This is a genomic window from Methanobacterium veterum (assembly GCF_000745485.1).
GTDB lineage: Archaea > Methanobacteriota > Methanobacteria > Methanobacteriales > Methanobacteriaceae > Methanobacterium_D > Methanobacterium_D veterum.
Genome location: NZ_KN050694.1, coordinates 385,502 through 404,670 on the forward strand (window position 1 = coordinate 385,502; position 19,169 = coordinate 404,670).

Here is a 19,169-nt window from a genome sequence, read left to right on the forward strand (position 1 = left end):
TTTATTAAACCATTTAAACCAAAAAAGAGGTAAATATTAACATTTGAACCTAATTAAAGATCAATTATCAATATAAAATGCAGCTGACAAAAAAAATAACCTGCAGGTCATGGGGGCAGGTTATTTAATAGTTCTATCTAAAACAGCAATATTGTGCTGTTTAAAGTAAAAAAAACATAAATCTTCATTTTTTAGGTAATAGAAAAATAATAAAAAGGTAAAAATATTATGAAATCTAAAAATACTAGAATATCTTAATTGTTATAGAAAAGGTGCTTTTTCCCAAATCAATAATACTTATTTCATATCATGACATATTATATTCTTTCCGATAAACTGGCATATAAACTATAGGAATTACTGAAATCTAAAAATACAGGATTTAGATCCATCCGCTATGGTTGTTCTTTGATCTACATTTCCTTCAAATTCTATCCATTTAAAGCTGGAATTCATAATTGCATAACAGTTAAGGCAAAAAACATGTTTCTTTTTAGCGTCCTCTTTCCATGGGCAGTTTAAAAATTCTATATAATATCCCTGATCATTAAACAGGAGTTCATTTTGTATGCCAAACCCGTTAAATAGATCAGATAGCCATGTAAGGTAATATTTAAATAGGACGTCCGGATCCTCGGTTAGTTCATCACCAATTTCTTCATCAAAATTGGGTTTAAATTCTTCTTCTAACCGTTTTTCAAGTATGTTTAAAAGCATATCTTTAAGTTTTTCTTGAGAAGCTTCAGCATATTGAGGCAGGGCAGTTAAAACAAAGTCATAGTAGTCAGCCAGTATTTTCCTCTTGATGTTTTCACTGTTCCTCTTTTCTGATTCATGCTTGTAAAGCGCCATCTCAATATGAGCTTTCATTTCGCTTGTTCTAAATGGTTTGACCATATACCCATAAGGTTCTGTTATCCGTGCGCGTTTTAATATTTCATCATCAGAATATGCTGTTAAATAAATAACCGGAATATCTAAATCATCATGTATGTGCTGTGCAGCTTCAATACCATCCATATCCCCTTTCAATATTATATCCATTAATATCAAATCAGGGCGTAATTGTTTTGCACGTTTGATCGCTTCTTCGCCCCGATCAACTGTTTCTACGACGTTATATCCCAGATCTATTAGTTTCTGTTCAACAGCCATTGCCATAATGACCTCATCTTCAACTATCATAATTTTTTTGCCAGACATTGAATGCCTCCTCATATCTCTAATTCTTTAAATGTAATTTTAAATTCAGTACCTTCAGATGTATCCAGCTCTATAATTCCATCTATTTGTTTTGTAATCCTATTAATAAGTTCTAAGCCCAATGTGCCTGTTTTTTTATAATCTAAATCTTTTGGAAATCCTATTCCATTATCTTTAACGATTAATTCAAATTTATCGCTGATTTTATGGAATACTACTGTGATCATAGAGTTTTTGTTTGCAGACTCTTGAACTGTACTAGATGAACTGATGGATGTTAAATCTTCAAATCTACAACTGAAAGTTGCATGACTGGCAGATGTTCCATCTGAGGGTTCGCAACTGTAGGTTACAGGGAAAGCATATTTTAAACTGTTTGTTAGTAACTCATTTAATATCAGGCCCAATGGAATTGCAGTATCTATATCTAACATTATATTTTCCACATCAGTAATCAGTTTAATCTGTCCAGAAGCATTTACATATGTATTAACTAAATCGGTTGCCAGAGTACAGATATAATCTCCAAAATCAATGCTTTTAAGGTCTGATGATTGATAAAATCTTTCATGTATAAGTGCCATTGAATTTGCTCGATTTTGACTTTCCCTGAAAAAATTAAAATCCGTTTTATCCTTGATATAATGGGACTGAAGCTCAAGTAAGTTTGATATCATAATAAGATTATTTTTAACCCTATGATGAATTTCTTTTAAGAGCATCTCTTTTTCCTGCAAAGCTATCTGTAACTCAATTTTACTTTTTTTAAGTTCAGTTAACTCATCACGTTCTGTGAGGGCTCTTAAAATTGCAGGTACTAATTTTGTAAGATTATTTTTAAAGACATAATCTGTAGCGCCTTTTTTCAGCATGTCCACCGCGAATTCATCCCCGATTTTCCCACTTACAAAAATAAATGGAACTTCAGGTGCTATTTTTTTAGCAATCTCTAAAGCTGAAACACCATCAAATTTAGGAAGAGAATGATCAGCCAGTATCACATCGGGTCTAAATATATCAAGCCCGTTAATGAAATCTTCCTCTATTTCTACCTGTTTAGAGATAAATTTTATACCTTCACGGCGCAATTCATACTCTATTAACTCAACATCATACTGAACATCTTCCAGTATAATGATCTTAAGTTCTTCTTTCATTTAATCTCCCACTTAAAACCTTCTTTTATAGTTTAATTCCTTAAATCTTATGTGGAACGTTGTTCCGCCATCTCTTTTTAATTCCATTGATCCTTCCAACTGATTTATAAGCATATTTACCAGTTGCATCCCTAATGTTTGTATATTTTCAAAATTAATGTCCTCTGAAAGGCCAATACCATTATCAGCAATAATAAGTTCCAAATATTTATCATGCTGGTGAAGACTTATGAACACTTCTCCAGACTTGTTATCCGGGAATGCATACTTCAAGCTGTTAGATACCAGTTCGTTTATTATTAATCCGCATGGAATTGCAGTTTCAATATTTAAAAAAACTTCTTCTGCATCGATAATTGGTTTAATATTGTTTTTTGCACCATAAGAGTAAAATAAATCTTGAACCAGGTTTTTTATATAATTTGAGAAATCTATATTTGCCAGATCAACAGATTGATAAAGCATATCATGAATCATAGCCATTGATTTAACTCTATCTTTACTGCCATGTAAAACATCAACTGTTTCTTTGTGATCAACATAATTTCCCTGTAGATCGAGTAAACTTGAAATTATCTGCAGATTATTTTTAACCCTATGATGTATCTCTTTTAAAAAGAGTTCTTTCTCCTTAAGTGACGCTTTAATATCTTTTTCTATTTTTTTTCGGTGGCTTATATCACGAAAAACAACTTGAACAGCATTTTCACCGTTGTAGGTAAATCCAGTTGCTAAAACTTCAACATCAATTGACGTTCCATCTGCACGTAAAAATTTTTCTTCAATTGGAGGGAGTGTCTCACCATTTTTTAACATTTTTTGTACCCTTTCCATTACAGTTTTATGGTAATCTCCATGTATAAATTCAATTAAGGGAATATTCATGAATTCTTCAGGAGTTTTTATCCCTAAAAGTTCCATTGCAACTGTATTTGCAGATATGACGTTATTACCATCGTGAATTACAACTGCATCAAAAGAATTTTCCAGTAATTCACGGTAGCGGTTTTCACTTTCTTTTAATGATCCTTCTGTTTTTTTACGTTCAGTAATATCTAAAAAAGAAACCACACGATTTTTAGTATTGGGAATTAATGCAACAGTTATATGGACATCTTTAATGTCGCCTTTTTTATTAATTAATTTAGTTTCATAATTTTGAGGGACTGATTCAGGGTTAATTTTCCTTAAACTATGGTAATTCCGCACCATCTCCAAGTCTTCTTCAGCTATAAGGTCTATCCAGCTTTTTTTACCTTCCATCTCTTCTTTTAAATACCCTGAAAGCTTTTCAAATTCACTATTTGCAATGGAAACAATGGTATCTTCCCCAAATATTAATGTTGCAGTTCCGGTATTTTCAAATATAGTTCGGTAATACAGTTCTGACTTTTTAAAATCTGTTTCTGCTTTCTTACGCTTTGTAATATCTGTTATGAATCCTTCTAGTGCAATTAAATCTCCTTCTGGAGAGAATATACCATTGCCCTGCTCCCAAACATGTTTTTCTTTTGAATCTGCTGTAATTATCCTATAAATAATTTTAAAATGTTTGTTTTCTTTTAAAGCTTTTTGAATAGTATCCCATACCATTTTCCGGTCCTCAGGGAGTATTAGATCTACATAAGAAACATTTTTATTCATAATGATGTCTTCTGATTGATACCCTGTTAATTCTAAACAACCCTCACTTACAAATTCCATTGTCCAGTTGAGGTCATTCCTGCATCTATAAACCACTCCTGGTAAGTTACTTATTAAAGTTTCAAAAGTACGTTGATTCTCCTTTAACTCATTTTCTGTTAATTTAAGAGTGGCAACCTCTTCTTTTGTATTTCTATATAACTTCTTATTCTTTTCTAATGCCATTGCCTGGTGAAGAAATATAAAAAATACAGTGATTCCAACCATTAATTCTGTATATATCAAATATGGATAAGTTAAGTTGTAATTAGCCCATATAATTAAGAAAAATGCGGCTAATATGCCACATAATTGCAAATAAGAAGAAAAAATTGAACTTAGTATCCCATATTTAGGTGTATTCGCCTTAATATTCTCCATATAGGATTGATTTATTTCTGAAGCCCTATTTTCATCTGAATTAGAAATAAGATATAAACTAAAAATGAATTCAAATAATCCCCATTTTTTAGGCATAGAAAGCCTTTATATTCACATGATTTTATATTTAAATGAGTTAGCTGTGCAGTATGTCACAATTATGGGAATTCTCAAAATAGTTCTAAAATTAAAATGAAATTTACATGTTTATAGAACTCATTTCAAAATTTATGTGGTCTAATACCTATTTAAAAGAATATTTACCATATAAAATCATAATACATCATTATATTATAGTTATCCATAACAATATAAGTTATTATTATACCTCAAATATTAGTTTTAACTGTTTAAAATAATTTAATCTTTTATTTTATCTGATAAAAAAGTGAAACCTCTTAAAAACTTTTTTATTATTCCATTTTTGTATCGTGTTGAATAAATTAGTGTCATAGTTTGGCATTATCTTTTATAGTATCAACATTAATAATTAAAATTAAAATATACTTGTAATTAGCTTATGTTTAAAAGTTTCAATCCTTAAATTGAGCTTATAAAAATTAATTAATTTAGAGGAGAAAAACAACTTTATGATAGATCTTGCTACCTATTTCGGTAATTTAGCAGTTAACATTGTTGGAACTTTTGGTTATTTTGGTGTTGTAATTGGAACCGCTTTTTTTCCAAGTGAGATAATAATGCCTCTAGCAGGTGTCGCAGTTTCTCAGGGAAAAATGACTCTCGGGGGCATAATAGCTGCAGCAATCATAGGAGATGTTTCAGGTGCTTTAATCATTTATGGCATAGCATATATAGGCGGAAGACCTTTAATGGAAAAATACGGTAAATACATACTTATTGACCAGGATAAACTTGAGCAGGCAGACGCATGGTTTGAGAAATATGGGCCAGAAGCAGTCCTCATAAGCAAACTTTTACCCATAATGGGAAGAGTTATATCAGTACCCGCTGGAATTACCAAAATGAGCCTTAAAAAATTTGTTACTTACACTTTTATAGGTACACTACCGTTTGCAGTTACTCTGGGATATTTAGGGGTGCAGTTAGGTATCAAATGGCCCATTATAAAAGAATATCTCGATACATGGGATATAATAATTGTTACAGTTGTTTTTATAAGCATATTGGTCTATTTAATCTATAAAAAGAGGATTAATACAAAATAACGACATGATTAGACTAAATTGAGTAAAATATAGATAACAAATTAATTAAAATATTTTCAGTTATTTTATTGCAAAAAATTTATTTATCTAGCTCAGTTAAGTCAGTTAAAATTCTTCTAACTATCATATTACCCACTATATCTGTTAATGTTCGAGATACAGCAAGTAAATCTTGATCCAGAGGCCCAGTCATTCTCTCTTTAAATTGATTTAATTCATTATCAGTAACGGTTACTGTATACTCCCTAGTTTTCTTTTCCTCATTTATTTTATGTTTAAGTTCCATTTTTATCCCCTCCATGTAAATATAACCTATTTCTAATTAATCGCCATAAAATGACTTAAATTCTAAACAATAGATTTAAATCACGAAGTATTGCAATATTTGGGTTAAAGACACGTTTAAAATAATTTCCATTACAGTTCATATATGGAAATTCTATAGACAAATAATAAAGCTTGGTCCTTTTTAAGCTTTAAAACATCATTACATACTTTTATTCTTAACTAATTTAATATCTTACTAATTATATAATAAGTAATAAAAGGTGGTATTCCATGACTGAAGAATTATTTCAGATGTTAAAAAATGATCATGATAATGTTAAAAATCTCCTAAAGGAAGCTTCAGATAAAGAAGACAGTTCTAAATTTAGAGAAATTAAACATCAGCTTAATATACACATGGAAGGTGAAGAAGAATATTTTTATCCAAGATTAAAGCGTATAGATGAATATGGAGTAAATCAGAGCTTTAAAGAACATGAAAAAGCCAGAAAAATGATTAAAGATATGGAAGAAATCCACTGGAAAGATAAAGAATGGATGAACAAACTAAGAGAGTTAAAAAAAACAGTAGAAGCTCATTTTGAAAAAGAAGAAAACATGATATTTCCAGAAAGTGAAAAGCTCAGTACGCTCCAAAGAGAAGAAATAGCCCAAAATATAGAGAAAGAAAAGATGCGTAAAAGGTTAAAGAGCATTCCACATGAAAAGTTAGTACCGTTACCTGATGATATTGATATTCCACAAACCATTCCTGCCTCCAAGGTTAAGGTACCTTCAATGTATATAAATGGAGACGTTGAATATGAAGATAGTGAAGGAAATAAAGTTGACAAAGAAAATGCCACCCATTTAAGACTTACAGGTATTGATAGAAGATCAGATATTGTTGTAGGACCGGTTAAGCCTAAAGGGATGATTAAGTTAACTTTATATTTTAACAATGAAAATTCACCTGAAACCAGGGAAAAATCAACAAGCAGCAAAAGTAAAATATTTAATGAAGAATATAAGCCTATAAATAAATAAAAATTCTAATACATTCCATTTTTTTAAAATAAAAGTTATTCAGCTTATTTATACTGATGATATTCTGCTAATTATTCTCATTTTATCTCTTAAAAGTGTCTTATCTCCCTTAATTGGATCTCTTATTTTAAAATAGATTTTTCATATTAAGACTTTAAAATGGCCCTTTTGCAGGAATAAGGTTTATTCAAAGAATTAAGTTAGATGTACCCATTAATGACATCAATTATTGATTTCTCAAAATAGTTTTAAAAAGGCTTTAAATTCCAAAAAGAGTTATATTTATGTCTTTTTTTCGATTTTAAACCAAAAGGTTTATATATGATCATGTATTATTATGGTTGTACTTTAATGTCCTAAATTAATATTTTAGGACGTGGAGGCGGTATAATTAATCGAAGTAATTTATTTAAGATTTTTGGATTTCTTGTAGTTCTGCTGATTGCAGGAATGCCGGCGGTATCAGCAGGCAGTGTTGGTGCAAAACATGTGGTTGTGACACCAAAATATGTAATGGCAACTGCAAAACACAGCTGTTCAGTAGCATCAGATTATAAATACCATACAAGAGTTTTCTACAACTACAACCCACAAAAACATACATGGGGAACATTAAAATTTGAGCAAGGAACATATTATGGTCATAATCGAGGTACAAGTCCAGAAGGGCTTTGGTATGATAAAAAAACTGATATGGACTGGTGTTTAGTTCATGGAAAATCTCATGATCACCGTAATATTTATTTAATTCCATATAATGGAATAATTCATGGAAAAAAAGTAGTAAATGGATATTTTGTATAAATATTTCGAAATTTAACTTAAAGTCTTAATTAAACAAATTAGGCATAACTTTTTATTTTTTAAAGAATTTTTTTTTAAGTTTTTTAGAAACTAAGCCTATTTTAAACCAAAATAAAAAATAAAAAAATAAAGTTAAAAGATGTAATTATAGAAATGAAACAGCAGGAAGCTTATCTAAATTATCAGAGGGATTGTGGTCTTCATCTGTCCGTATATATTTATTTCCATTTACACTAACAATATTAACTTTCTGACCTTCGTCCCAAATACCCTGATTACCATTAAAAATTGTTATAAACGTATAATTATTTTCTAAAGCTGAAACTACTTGATCTCGCGACCATACTTCAGCGTCTCCCATTGCATTTCCTTTATCTTTATGAACTCTTACCTGATCTATATAATTTCCTTCGCCGCTAAATCTAACGGCCGATATACAATAATCTGCCCATTTTTCCATGGAATCTCCTCTTTTTATTAAAAAATTTATTGCATCTGAATATTAACACATCCCGACCAATATGATCTTGTATCAGTTAGAAGATGATATTTATTGTTTCCTATTTAGGCCAAATAGAAAAGATTAAGGTATATTATTAGAAATAGATTAATATCAGAGTTAATTAGTAATTTCCAAACCTTCTTTTAAGTTTAATTATAAGAATAAGCTGGCTTTAACCAGTACTAATTAATTTTTAGATAATGACAACAAAATAAAGCTGGAAGAATAACATACTAGTAATCTATTTAAATTTTTAAAGTTATTATATATTATAAAGTGACTAGAACCATGCTTACCATAACTAAAAGCACCTCTAACGACTATTAGGCTATTTTTCTTTTAAATCAAACTTAAAGTATTAAACGTATTACTTTATATGCACCTCAAATAAACGAAGTGCATTAAGCATCTCCAACTAACTTTTAAACCATTTGAGTCATTTTCAAAACGCTACGGAGGCTCTCTGAATAACTAATTTTAAATAGAAAATAACTTTTTGATGTTTAAACTAGCTTCAATTCTTTCAAGGTTTATAAATGTCTTTTTATCTCACTTTTTAAATAACAAACATATACAGCTCCTAAAACTTTGGCATATATTTGGATAATTCCTGTTTGATCACATCTTCTTGAAATCATGATCCATTTTAAGCTAAACTTCAATTTTTTAGATAATACTAAAAATAAGGATGTGACATATAATATACTGATGCAAAATAAAACTAAAATAGAAAAGGCATTGCTTGCACCTTCAGCCTATAAACTACAAATTGAAGTTTTAAATAAATTTGCAGCAGGAGACATTACAAAAAACAGATTAATAATGCAGCATATCCCTAAAACATCCCTTACCACTCAATTATTTCTTGCTGCAAAAAAAGGTACTCCTATCGTAACCTTCGGAAGAAAAAATAAACCAGGGATTATGATTTTAGCCGGAGTTCATGGCAATGAGTATCCTGCCCAAATAGCTGCTGTTAAGCTTATAAATAGATTAGCTGTAGAAGAACTGAATGTAACAGTCCGCGTGATTCCTTTTGCTATACCCTTTTCAACTGAAAGAAGCCTTAGATCATGGAAAGGCCAAGATCCAAACAGGACTGCAAATTTATATGGAACTCCCACCAACAACATACTTGCATATTCAAAAAGAAATAGAGTTAAATACCTGGGTGATTTTCACTCTACTAGACCTGGAGGATATCCTGGAAAACTAAGTGTACTCTGTTCAGAAATCCCCTGCCTTTTAAGTTTCCAGATGGCTGATTTTATAGAAAAAGAAACCAAATCCACACTGCTGTCATTTACAAAGGCAGGATCAATATATCCCGGAGCTCTGGAAGATGTATTTAATTTAGCTGGAATTCCTGCAGTGACAGGAGAATCAATGTCACCCCATGGAACAGTTATGCCTGGAAGTGTTAACGCATCATTAGAACAAATGTATGCATTTTTAAAATTCCACAAAGTGCTTAAGAAAGCACCAGAAGCGACATGATTTCAATATTATTGTGTAATATTCTTTTTTAACTCAGTAAATCATTATATCTGACTTTTTTAAAAATATAGATAACATTCTTTTTTTAAACTCAAGTCATCATCTCATTTTAAATTAGCTTTTTTTAAAATTAGAACTTTTTCAATTTTTTACAAATTATAACTCAAAGCACCTATTTTGGAATAACTTTGGATTAATTTGGTAGAGAATTAGGATAAAAATCGGATTAAATTCGGCAAAATTACTTTTAACATGCTTTACATCTTTATATTATCAAAAGTACAATGGAGGTGAGAAACATGAAGAAAGTATCCCTTAAAAAAGTAGCAATTGTTTGTGCTGCAGTGATGATGGTCAGTATGGTACCAATTTTTGCGGCTGATACAGGCACTTCCACAACAACCTTAAATCAGCACATGAAACACCAGTACAAGTATCAACATGGACTAAATGACAGTGATAAACAGATTAATTCAAATCAGAATAAAGTACACTGCCAAAACATTAACTGCACCCAGAACTGTACTGAAAATCAGCATAAGTACAGCTACCTAAACAAAAATTCATATAACTGTACTAGAAACTGTACTTCCTGAAATTAGAGATATATTATTAATATAAAAAAGAATAAGATATTTTTATCTTATTCTCATTATTTTAATGATTTATTCCCAGGATATCTTTAAAAATATAGATAAACCTACAAATTGAATTATATTTGTTATCAATAGAGGTATTCCCATTCCCTGACCTCTAAACCCACTTATTAAAAATATGAATCCAGTAAACAGAATATTCTGGATTAAAAGGAGCACTATAAATATCAGGATGCCCATTATAAATCTAGATTTAAATTCTTTATAACTGTTCCAGTAAACATATAGCAGCACTAATAAAATCAAAATATTGAAAATTCCGATTATTCCTGCTACAGAAACCAGCTCCGTATTATAATGACCAATACCCCCTCTAAATCCCTGCTGTAATCCCATATAGCTCTCCTCTTTATATTATTTATTCCTCAATGACTCCCATATTTCTTTAAAAACACTATAATTTTCTTCCATTTTATCTGAAAGGAAATACATTATGTTATATTTTTCCCCAGTCGAAGTAACAACGTTGTTTTCCTCCAGAACTTTAAGATGATGCCTGATGGTTGTATAATCCAGTTTTAATTCATCTGCAAGTTGATGGGCATTATAGGGTCGGGTATGCAATTTGTCAATTATTTTAGCCCGGTTAACACCACCCCTACTTGCAAAAAGCCACCAAAGCACTTTTTTCATGATTTATCCCTTTTAAATTCTACATTAACTAAATATCTGATAAAATGAACTCTTTATAAACTTAAATATAATATCAAAGGGTTCACTGGCCTTATTCACAAAGATATATTTTGGAAATGTCATATTTGCTTTGCTTGTATGGTCATAAGTTAATTCTGCAAAGATATATTTCATATCTGCCTTATTTAATTTTTTACCATCCACAGTTACTGAATCTGGAACAGTTTTATTTGCTCCCATATAATCAGAAACGTCTTTTCCAGCTTCCCTGTATTCATCGATTGTAAGAACTCCAAAATAGGTGCTTTCTCCAGATATATTGCCTGAAAAACTCAGAGATGTATTTTGAATAGGATAACCGCTTACATATTGTGAAGCCAGATATAACCATTTTAAAGTACCTAATCTTGGTTTTTTATCATCTAAAATACTTTGAGAGCCGTATGCAACTACTTCAGGATCTATTTTATGAATTCCAATTAGATTTGAATCATAGCTTGAACTGGATAAATTTGCATTTGAAGAATATGCCGCGTCAATTAATCCAGAAGCTATCTTATTGATCTCTTCATCCTGTGAAGATGTTCCCACGTTCGGCTGAATCAATTCCACTCCGCCGCTCTCTAAAAATTTAGAAGGGTCGTATAAACCTGCAAAATAAACGCTGGAATAATTATCATCCCACGCTCTGGGCAAATAACTCATATTATCTAAATCAAGCTTACCGTAGTTTACAAAAACAATTCCATCCAGATTTTGGGCATATTTTTTAAGATAGCCTTCTTTGATACCTTCAATTAAGTCAACCATAGATCCAGGATCTACTGCTGCGATATAAGCTGCAATTCCCCCCGGTGCGTTTTTGATAGCTCTTGGCGCTTCCCCCGGTTTAGGAGATTGATCATCTAATTCTACATTAGCTGAGCCCGATATGACACTTTTTATTTTATTAAGCATATCTTTATCAGTGCTTTCTGATATCAGGTTATCACAGGTGATGTAAATTAAAGGAAGGTTGTTATTTACATAACTGTTCATTATAACGCTGGTTGTGATATCATTTGAAGACCATAAAGTCATTTTATCATTTACAGTAACGTTTTTATCTACACTGAAACTTGCATCTTTCCAAAGAGTCATTGCCACAGGTAAAAGACTTGAAGGTGCTTTAATTTTTGTATTTCCACTTTGAATGCTGGTTAATGTATTTTCATCGTTGCCGTTCCATACCCTCTCTGTTTGGATATTAGAATATTGACTAAGTACAGAATCAGGTATTGAAGAAGGGGAAGCACAAACAATTATCTTCTTAGGTGCTAATTTCTGAATTTCAGCATTTACATTATCTGGAACGGTATTGCCAACTACTAAAAGTGGAGCGCTATTTTTTATTGCAACCAATGCTGCAGATACCTCCTGACCTGTTCCAAGCACGACAACGTCGCTTGTTGTCCAGTATTTGCTGGAAATACTAACTGAATCCGCAGTAACCTTTTCCCCATTTAATGAGATATCCCCAAAAACAGTGGCAGTTTTACCATTTAAATAATTTAAAACAGCTTGGCTTGGATTTTTATCACTTAAAATAAGTTGACTATTTGTAAATGATGCTGCAGGAGCTGTTATTATCTCATTTGATGGTTCACTTACGAATACATTTGCTGATGCAGGAGCAAGCAAAATAAAAAGAGTTACAAAGAACAGTATAACCTTATTCATTAAAAACACCTGAAAAAATAGAGGAATAGACAGTTAAAATTGAGCTTCAATTTCGTCTTCTTCCATGATTCGCTCACAGTAATAGCATCTTAAAACCACTGGTTTTTTCCCTGTCACAAAGAATTTTATTTGCACTGGCTCATCTGTATTTGTTATACAGTTTGGATTAGGGCATTTTAATATATCTTTCACCTTATCTAAAAGATGCACTTTACTTTTTTCTACAATTTCATAGTCTCGGATTATATTGATTGTAGCAGAAGGTGCTATTAATGCTATTTTATCAACTTCTTTAGGGGCCAGTTCTCGTCCTTCTATTTTAACTATATCTTTACTCCCCATCTCGGATGATAAAACATTCATAGCAACAGTTACTGTAGTTTTTTCATTTGGTAATTCAAGTATTTTAAGAACACTTAAAGCTCTATTTGAGGTTATATGGTCTATAACTGTACCATTCTTTATTGGCTTAACCTTAAGTTCTTTTGGCGTTTTCATGTTATACCTGCAGTAATTTTTATTTTAAAGCTCATATCCAATTGAAGACACGTTTAAGTCATATATATTATAAAATAATTATAATAACATTTATTCAATGCATAATTGATGTTAATAATAAATTGGTATGAACCTTCTTAATTATCTATATCTAATAAAAATAGTACCCTTTTGCTTATAAATTTTGTTTTTATAAAAAATTCCATACCTAGACCTATTTAATTTAATTAAAGTTAAAATACGCTCATGCCTGTGACATGTCATGAATTATACTTTGAAATTTTTTATAGGAATTATCTTAAAAACATATAATTTACTTCAGATATCTGAATGGAAATTTATTTAACACAACTCCAGGACATGAGCGTTAAAGTAAATTAGCTTAATGTTACAACTATCTGATCTGCAAAGCAGGGATCACTTGCCGGGCAAAATCTTCAATAAATTTTTTTTGGCTTCTATTTACATTATGAAGATAGATATGCTCAAATCCAAGCTTATTATACTCTTCCAGCTTTTTTATGTGATCTTCAATATCTGCTGAAATATACACTTTTGAATGTATATCCTCAGGTTTAACAAGTTCAGATGCATCATCGAATTGTTCAGGTATCTTTAATTCTGTTTGAACACGATTTTTAAATGCATTGGTTTTCCACTGTTCCCATGCGCCGTTTAATGCTTCTTCTTCCGTTTTATCATAAGATAACTGTGCCTTAAGGTATATAGGGTTTCCCTTTCCACCGCCCCTATGAAATGCTTTTATAATATTTTGAAGTTCTTCTTTAGGCTTTGAAGTTGTAATTAACCCATCTGCCCATCCTCCAATCCATTCTGCAGTTTCAACTGAGATTGCTGCTCCTATCAAAAGAGGAGATTTTTTAGGCCGTGTATAAAGAGTGGCATCCTCAATATTTATATATCCTCTATATGTTACAGTCCCTCCTGACCAAAGAGCTTTCATAATAGCTGCAGACTCTTTTAAACGTTCATTTCTTTCAGTTTTTGTGGGCCATCTTTCACCTGTGATACCCTCATTTAACAGCTGTCCGCTTCCAACTGCTATCCAGAACCTGTCTGGAAACATTTCACCAAGTGTAGCAGCGGCTTGAGCTATTATGGCCGGGTGATATCTTTGTCCAGGAGAAGTTACCACTCCAAATGGCAGTGATGTAGTATTTAGTGCTGCTCCAAGCCATGTCCATGCAAATCCACATTCTCCTTGATTTTTGCCCCAGGGATGAAAATGATCTGAACACATGGCTGTGTTAAACCCTGCTTTTTCAGCTAATTTAACCAGATTTAATAATTCACTTGGTTTAAATTGCTCATGGGATGCATGAAAACCAATTTTCATATTTTTCACATACTAAAAGGTTTAATTATTTTTTGGATGTTGAAGATCTCCATAGATTCTGGATATCTTTAGGAAGGTTAGATCTTACCTGTTTTATTTCTCCAGCACCACCAAGTCTGTTTTCTAATAAGTGGAACACGGCTCTAGTAGCTTCTTCAGTTTGTATTGGCCTTTTAGGTGTTTTTTCCTGTACTTTCTGGAAAAATTCTTCCCTATTTTTTATTTTTTCAGGTTTGTGTCTTGTACTGTATCCCTCATAATAAATTCCTTTCATAACCATTGGAAGCTCATCTCCAAGTTCTATAGCTTCTTCAAGAGGTAATCGATCTCTTAATGTTTGAATTACAGACCTAAAAGCTATATACACCATATTTTCGTCTTCCCACCCTAAATCATCTTGCATTTCATGCAGCCATTCCTTTGTTTTCTGTGTAGACTTTTCTATTGATAAAAATGCAGTCTTAACCATTTATTATCACTCCTAATTATTTTTAAAATTTCAAATCAAGAATGTATTATTAATATTTTTAATTTAAATATAATAAAATATTCTGTTAAATTAATAAAAAGGTAAGTAAATTCATAATGTTTATACTTTAAATCAAATTAAACATTAAGGGAGGCATAAAAATGGAAGATAGGAGAGAAGAGAAAGTAAAAAATCAATTTGATTTAATCTGTCCAGAATGTGGAGTTGGAAATTTAAAGGGATCTAAAAATTGCCTTGTATGTGGTAAAAATCTTGAAAATACTGTTGCATTTTTAGAAGATGACTCTTTTGATTTAGAAATTACTAAAGATGCCATTATAGAATACAGAAAAACTTTTTGGGGTGATAATCGAACTGGAAAAGTAAATAAGTACAATTTAAATGAAATTGAAAATGTTGAATTTGGCCCATCTTCCAGATTTATTTTTATTTATAATAAAAAAAGAATCGTTTTACCATTAAAGGAAGAAAATTTGAAAAAATTGAAAGAAATAAAAGAAGTCTTAAATCTTTAAAGATGCTTAAAAACTATTTTCAAGATCTGTACCTGATTAACATATCTAATTTATGATAAATTCTATATTTTTCAGTTCATCCCAGCCTTGCACCAGTTTGAGCATCTATATAAATACTAACTCCTTCTTTTTCACCACCCGAATTAATAATTGGCACATTCCACACTAATCTTCCATCTGACCATGTATTAAGCGTTGGAGTACCTGGATATGCGCCAGATTCTAAAATATAAACTTGAGCAATTTTTTGTGCCTGTTTTGATGATACAGTAGTATTGGTATTATTAGTGCTGTTTGTAGAATTTGTGGAATTTGTAGAATTAGTTCCATTATTCACCATTGTGGTGTTATTCTGCTGTGATGCATTTTCTGGAGAGTTGGTGGATACATTAGAGTTATTATCACTAGAACCTGCATTTTGTGCTGCTATATATATTCCTGCAATGGCTACTATCATTATAACTACAATTGCAATCACAATTCCCTTGCTATTCACTATTTCACCTCTTTATCATTTAATATTTTATTTTCATATATATAAAAAAGTATTGATGATAATTCTAGTTTATATCAGACCATAAAATAAATATTTGAATAAAAGAGACTAACTTTTTAAATTAATCTTAATTAACTAGAAACAATTCAATTTAGAAAATTACAAAAAAAATAAAATGATTACGCTAAATATAAAATAAATTCCGTTTTACTTAATTAAAGGTCATTTCACCTAAAAGATAAAAAAATAAATAAACTATTATTCATCTTTTTTCTGGCTTAAAAGCAGTTTAAGGTCAAAAATCATGGCCCATGCTTCTTCAATCTGTGAAGAAATATCTCCAGATGCAAGTTCTATAAATTTTTCCAGACATTTTATAGCCTCTTCATAATTACCCATAAATTTAAGAACAGATCCTTTACCTGCCCATGCTTTAGCATCATCTGGATTCACTTTTAAAGATTTATTAAACGATTCTAGTGCTTCTTCATATCTAGTAAGGCTAAAAAGGACAGTTCCCCGATTATCCCATGTATTGCTATCTTCAGGTTTAATATCTAGTGCCCTGTCAAAACAGTTTATAGCCTCTTCAAATCTTTTAAGGGCTGCCATTGAAACTCCCATGTTAGACCATGCCTGAAAATCATCAGGTTTCAAATCAAGAGATATTTCAAAACTCTCTATAGCATCAGAATACCTTCCAGCACCTGAAAGGGCAACTCCCCTGTTGTCCCATACTTTCACATCATCTTTATTTAATTCTAATGCGGAATCATAACATATTAATGCTGCAACATATTCTTTTTGCATTAAAAGTCTGTCTCCTTCGTTGACCCATGATTCAAATGCCTTTAAATCCCTAATATCTCCATTTTCTGAATTTGTCATTGATCATTTTTTGATCTTCATCTAACTTAAATTTTAATCATCGAAAATAACCATACCCAATCTAAATCAATTTAAATTATTTTACTAAAAAAATATTTATCTTAAATTACAGAAAAAACATGTGGAAATGAAACTATGATAGATTGGAAAGCGATTATTATCGGATTTTTTGTGTCTCTTGTCCTTGGAACACTGCTCAGCTTTGTTATTCCAGTTGTTGGTGGGCTGATTTCATCACTTGTTGCAGGCATAGTTGTTGGTTACATGGTTAACATTAATTTAACTAACGGAGCTGTAAATAGTGCTATTATGGGCCTTTTAGGCGGATTAATAGAATCAATAATCATCATTATATTAGGTGCGGCCTTTGCAGGGATCATTGGACTGCTTGTTGCAGCTCTTGGTGTTATTGTAGTTTTAGTGCTTACCATAGTTCATGTGATAATTGCTGTAATTGGCGGTGTAATAGGGTCTGCAATTAGGGGAAATACATATTAAATTAATTATTTCTTATTTTCAAACTAAAATAAATAGTTAAATACCAAATAAAATATAAAATAGTTTTCTTTAATTGTATTGCAGTTAGATTAAGCTAAAAAAATAAAAAAAAATATTTACTCCTCTTTTACAACGAATTTCTCCATAAACTTCGCATACACAGGCCTTGTTACGAAAATTCCAATTAAAACACCTAAAATTGTAGTGATTGCAAAGTTAGAAAGAAGCCCAATTCCAGTTAAACCTCTTGTTATCCCTACATAAAATAGCGGGATCATTGCAGCAATTAAAGTGGCTGCTGAAGCATATATGATAAAGAAAGCACCTTTAATTTTGAGATTGAGTCCTGTCCTTCTTCTTTTTGAAACTTTACCTCTCTTAAGGACTTCGTCAGTTATAATGATCTGGTCGTCTACTCCCGTACCTATCGCCGCAATAATACCTGCAATAGCCGCCAAATCTAACTCCACACTATGTGATATGGATATCACACCTAAAATGATGATAAGTTCTGCAATACTGGTGAAAACGATAGGCAGTACCAGTATAGGCCTTTTATATCTGACAAATACTATAACAGCAACTACAATTAATGCCAGTACACCTGCCATTAACGCTCCAGTTCTGAACTGATCTCCCAGATCTGCAGATATTCCCTGTATTCCAGCAATATTAACCTGCACAGGTAATGAACCAGACTGTAAAACCGCATGAAGGTTCTTTGCTTCGTTTATTGCAGCATCTTTTGTACTGTTACCGCCTCTTACTACTATATCTGTCGATGGTACACCATTAGCAATATCTTCACCTATTTCTGCAGAAGTAACAAATTGATTATCAAGGTAGAACGATACATTTTCCCCAGCTTTACCCTTTGCTGCCGTTGCGAATTTTTTAGCAGCGTCAAGAGTTACAGTCAAAGGTACTTCCCAATTAGTTCCAGTAATCTGATATGTTTTGACACTGGTTATATCTGAACCGCTATACACTGTTTTATTGTCTATTTTTACTTCAAATTTACCTGGTGTTCCAATAAGCTTTGCAACCTGATCTGGTTGAACACCTGCAATTTCAACGATAACATCCTGATCTCCACTGGCCCTAACTTTAATGTCTGACACTCCAAAAACGTTAAGACGCTTATCCAGAACAGTCGTAACCGTACTCATAGTATTTGTGTCAACAGGATGTTCCAGGTGTATTTGAACTAGAGAACCGCCCTTCAAATCCAGCCCTTGAGGCACTCCATATAATGAAATTGATGCTAGGCTTCCTATTAAAAGAACGAACAGTACAATTACACGGTAATCCTTTAAAAAATCTGTAATATTGCTCATTCATGCACTCCTTAATACTTAATTTTGAGAAGACAATTAATAATTCATTTATTATTGCCAAAAATGAGGTATATTCCTCAATAATTTTGCAAACAGAAAAAAATTACCCATTTAACTGTATATTTCCATGAATTTTCAATTATATCTCCTTTTTATCTTTCCTTGAGTTAGTTTAACACACTAATACTTATGAAAATATTATTTTATATGTTATAAATGTTTCCATTTATTTGACAGGTACTATTTTAAATAGAAGTAATAATAAAGATTTAAAACCAATTCTAAAAATATTTTTAGATATTTTGAAAGTCTTAAAAGCCTTAAATATGTTTTATTTAAATTATAACTTTATTC

The 19,169-nt window shown here is 31.3% G+C and carries 21 protein-coding genes; 7 read left to right on the forward strand and 14 right to left on the reverse strand.

Annotated features, from left to right (window positions below):
• Positions 1-357: 357 nt before the first annotated feature.
• The 3 genes from EJ01_RS15700 to EJ01_RS16830 are packed head-to-tail and all read right to left on the reverse strand — an operon-like array spanning position 358 to position 4,271.
• On the reverse strand, positions 358-1,203 hold the full coding sequence (locus EJ01_RS15700; RefSeq protein ID WP_048082653.1) for a methanogen output domain 1-containing protein: 846 nt from the start codon (positions 1,201-1,203) through the stop codon (positions 358-360).
• Positions 1,204-1,214: 11 nt separating this feature from the next.
• On the reverse strand, positions 1,215-2,360 hold the full coding sequence (locus EJ01_RS15705; RefSeq protein ID WP_048082654.1) for a histidine kinase dimerization/phosphoacceptor domain -containing protein: 1,146 nt from the start codon (positions 2,358-2,360) through the stop codon (positions 1,215-1,217).
• Positions 2,361-2,372: 12 nt separating this feature from the next.
• Complete coding sequence (locus tag EJ01_RS16830) at positions 2,373-4,271, reverse strand: PAS domain-containing sensor histidine kinase (RefSeq protein ID WP_169740474.1); 1,899 nt, start codon at positions 4,269-4,271, stop codon at positions 2,373-2,375.
• Positions 4,272-5,014: 743 nt separating this feature from the next.
• On the opposite strand from EJ01_RS16830, the gene EJ01_RS15715 reads away from it, so the two are divergent.
• On the forward strand, positions 5,015-5,611 hold the full coding sequence (locus EJ01_RS15715) for a DedA family protein (protein ID WP_048082655.1): 597 nt from the start codon (positions 5,015-5,017) through the stop codon (positions 5,609-5,611).
• 79 nt (positions 5,612-5,690) lie between these two features.
• Here the strand turns inward: EJ01_RS15715 and EJ01_RS15720 are convergent, their stop codons facing one another.
• On the reverse strand, positions 5,691-5,897 hold the full coding sequence (locus tag EJ01_RS15720; protein WP_048082656.1) for a hypothetical protein: 207 nt from the start codon (positions 5,895-5,897) through the stop codon (positions 5,691-5,693).
• A 272-nt stretch (positions 5,898-6,169) separates the two neighbouring features.
• On the opposite strand from EJ01_RS15720, the gene EJ01_RS15725 reads away from it, so the two are divergent.
• Both EJ01_RS15725 and EJ01_RS15730 read left to right on the forward strand, forming a co-directional pair.
• A complete protein-coding gene (locus tag EJ01_RS15725; protein WP_048082657.1) occupies positions 6,170-6,925 on the forward strand; it encodes a hemerythrin domain-containing protein in 756 nt (251 codons plus the stop codon).
• 450 nt (positions 6,926-7,375) lie between these two features.
• Positions 7,376-7,729: a hypothetical protein gene (locus tag EJ01_RS15730; protein ID WP_052376284.1), complete on the forward strand. Its 354-nt coding sequence runs from the start codon at positions 7,376-7,378 to the stop codon at positions 7,727-7,729.
• A gap of 145 nt (positions 7,730-7,874) precedes the next feature.
• On the opposite strand, the gene EJ01_RS15735 is transcribed toward EJ01_RS15730, so the two are convergent.
• On the reverse strand, positions 7,875-8,189 hold the full coding sequence (locus EJ01_RS15735; protein WP_048082659.1) for a DUF3892 domain-containing protein: 315 nt from the start codon (positions 8,187-8,189) through the stop codon (positions 7,875-7,877).
• A 750-nt stretch (positions 8,190-8,939) separates the two neighbouring features.
• Here EJ01_RS15735 and EJ01_RS15740 point away from each other — a divergent pair.
• Complete coding sequence (locus tag EJ01_RS15740) at positions 8,940-9,728, forward strand: succinylglutamate desuccinylase/aspartoacylase domain-containing protein (RefSeq protein ID WP_048082784.1); 789 nt, start codon at positions 8,940-8,942, stop codon at positions 9,726-9,728.
• A 299-nt stretch (positions 9,729-10,027) separates the two neighbouring features.
• Complete coding sequence (locus EJ01_RS15745; RefSeq protein ID WP_048082660.1) at positions 10,028-10,324, forward strand: hypothetical protein; 297 nt, start codon at positions 10,028-10,030, stop codon at positions 10,322-10,324.
• A gap of 69 nt (positions 10,325-10,393) precedes the next feature.
• On the opposite strand, the gene EJ01_RS15750 is transcribed toward EJ01_RS15745, so the two are convergent.
• From EJ01_RS15750 to EJ01_RS15775, 6 genes are all read right to left on the reverse strand, one after another.
• Positions 10,394-10,720 (reverse strand): hypothetical protein, encoded by a 327-nt coding sequence (locus EJ01_RS15750; RefSeq protein WP_048082661.1) that lies wholly within the window; start codon positions 10,718-10,720, stop codon positions 10,394-10,396.
• Positions 10,721-10,738: 18 nt separating this feature from the next.
• Entirely contained in the window at positions 10,739-11,017 is a 279-nt protein-coding gene (locus tag EJ01_RS15755; RefSeq protein WP_048082662.1) for an ArsR/SmtB family transcription factor, read from the reverse strand.
• A 24-nt stretch (positions 11,018-11,041) separates the two neighbouring features.
• Positions 11,042-12,736: a cell wall-binding repeat-containing protein gene (locus EJ01_RS15760; protein WP_048082663.1), complete on the reverse strand. Its 1,695-nt coding sequence runs from the start codon at positions 12,734-12,736 to the stop codon at positions 11,042-11,044.
• Between the two features lie 33 nt (positions 12,737-12,769).
• Complete coding sequence (pyrI, locus tag EJ01_RS15765; protein ID WP_048082664.1) at positions 12,770-13,234, reverse strand: aspartate carbamoyltransferase regulatory subunit; 465 nt, start codon at positions 13,232-13,234, stop codon at positions 12,770-12,772.
• 394 nt (positions 13,235-13,628) lie between these two features.
• Positions 13,629-14,591, reverse strand: coding sequence for a TIGR03885 family FMN-dependent LLM class oxidoreductase (locus EJ01_RS15770; protein ID WP_048082665.1), 963 nt, complete (start codon positions 14,589-14,591; stop codon positions 13,629-13,631).
• Between the two features lie 25 nt (positions 14,592-14,616).
• Positions 14,617-15,060, reverse strand: a complete 444-nt coding sequence (locus EJ01_RS15775) for a DUF2267 domain-containing protein (protein WP_048082666.1) — start codon at positions 15,058-15,060, stop codon at positions 14,617-14,619.
• Positions 15,061-15,221: 161 nt separating this feature from the next.
• Here EJ01_RS15775 and EJ01_RS15780 point away from each other — a divergent pair, with 161 nt between their 5' ends.
• Positions 15,222-15,596 (forward strand): hypothetical protein, encoded by a 375-nt coding sequence (locus EJ01_RS15780; protein ID WP_048082667.1) that lies wholly within the window; start codon positions 15,222-15,224, stop codon positions 15,594-15,596.
• A gap of 76 nt (positions 15,597-15,672) precedes the next feature.
• Here EJ01_RS15780 and EJ01_RS15785 read toward each other — a convergent pair whose 3' ends face one another.
• Positions 15,673-16,092 (reverse strand): PepSY domain-containing protein, encoded by a 420-nt coding sequence (locus EJ01_RS15785; RefSeq protein ID WP_052376285.1) that lies wholly within the window; start codon positions 16,090-16,092, stop codon positions 15,673-15,675.
• 258 nt (positions 16,093-16,350) lie between these two features.
• Positions 16,351-16,980 carry a tetratricopeptide repeat protein gene (locus tag EJ01_RS15790; protein ID WP_048082668.1) on the reverse strand — a complete coding sequence of 210 codons (630 nt, stop codon included), beginning with the start codon at positions 16,978-16,980 and terminating at the stop codon, positions 16,351-16,353.
• A 135-nt stretch (positions 16,981-17,115) separates the two neighbouring features.
• On the opposite strand from EJ01_RS15790, the gene EJ01_RS15795 reads away from it, so the two are divergent.
• A complete protein-coding gene (locus EJ01_RS15795) occupies positions 17,116-17,478 on the forward strand; it encodes a DUF5518 domain-containing protein (RefSeq protein ID WP_048082669.1) in 363 nt (120 codons plus the stop codon).
• Positions 17,479-17,594: 116 nt separating this feature from the next.
• Here EJ01_RS15795 and EJ01_RS15800 read toward each other — a convergent pair whose 3' ends face one another.
• On the reverse strand, positions 17,595-18,815 hold the full coding sequence (locus tag EJ01_RS15800; RefSeq protein ID WP_048082670.1) for a SecDF P1 head subdomain-containing protein: 1,221 nt from the start codon (positions 18,813-18,815) through the stop codon (positions 17,595-17,597).
• Positions 18,816-19,169: the final 354 nt, after the last annotated feature.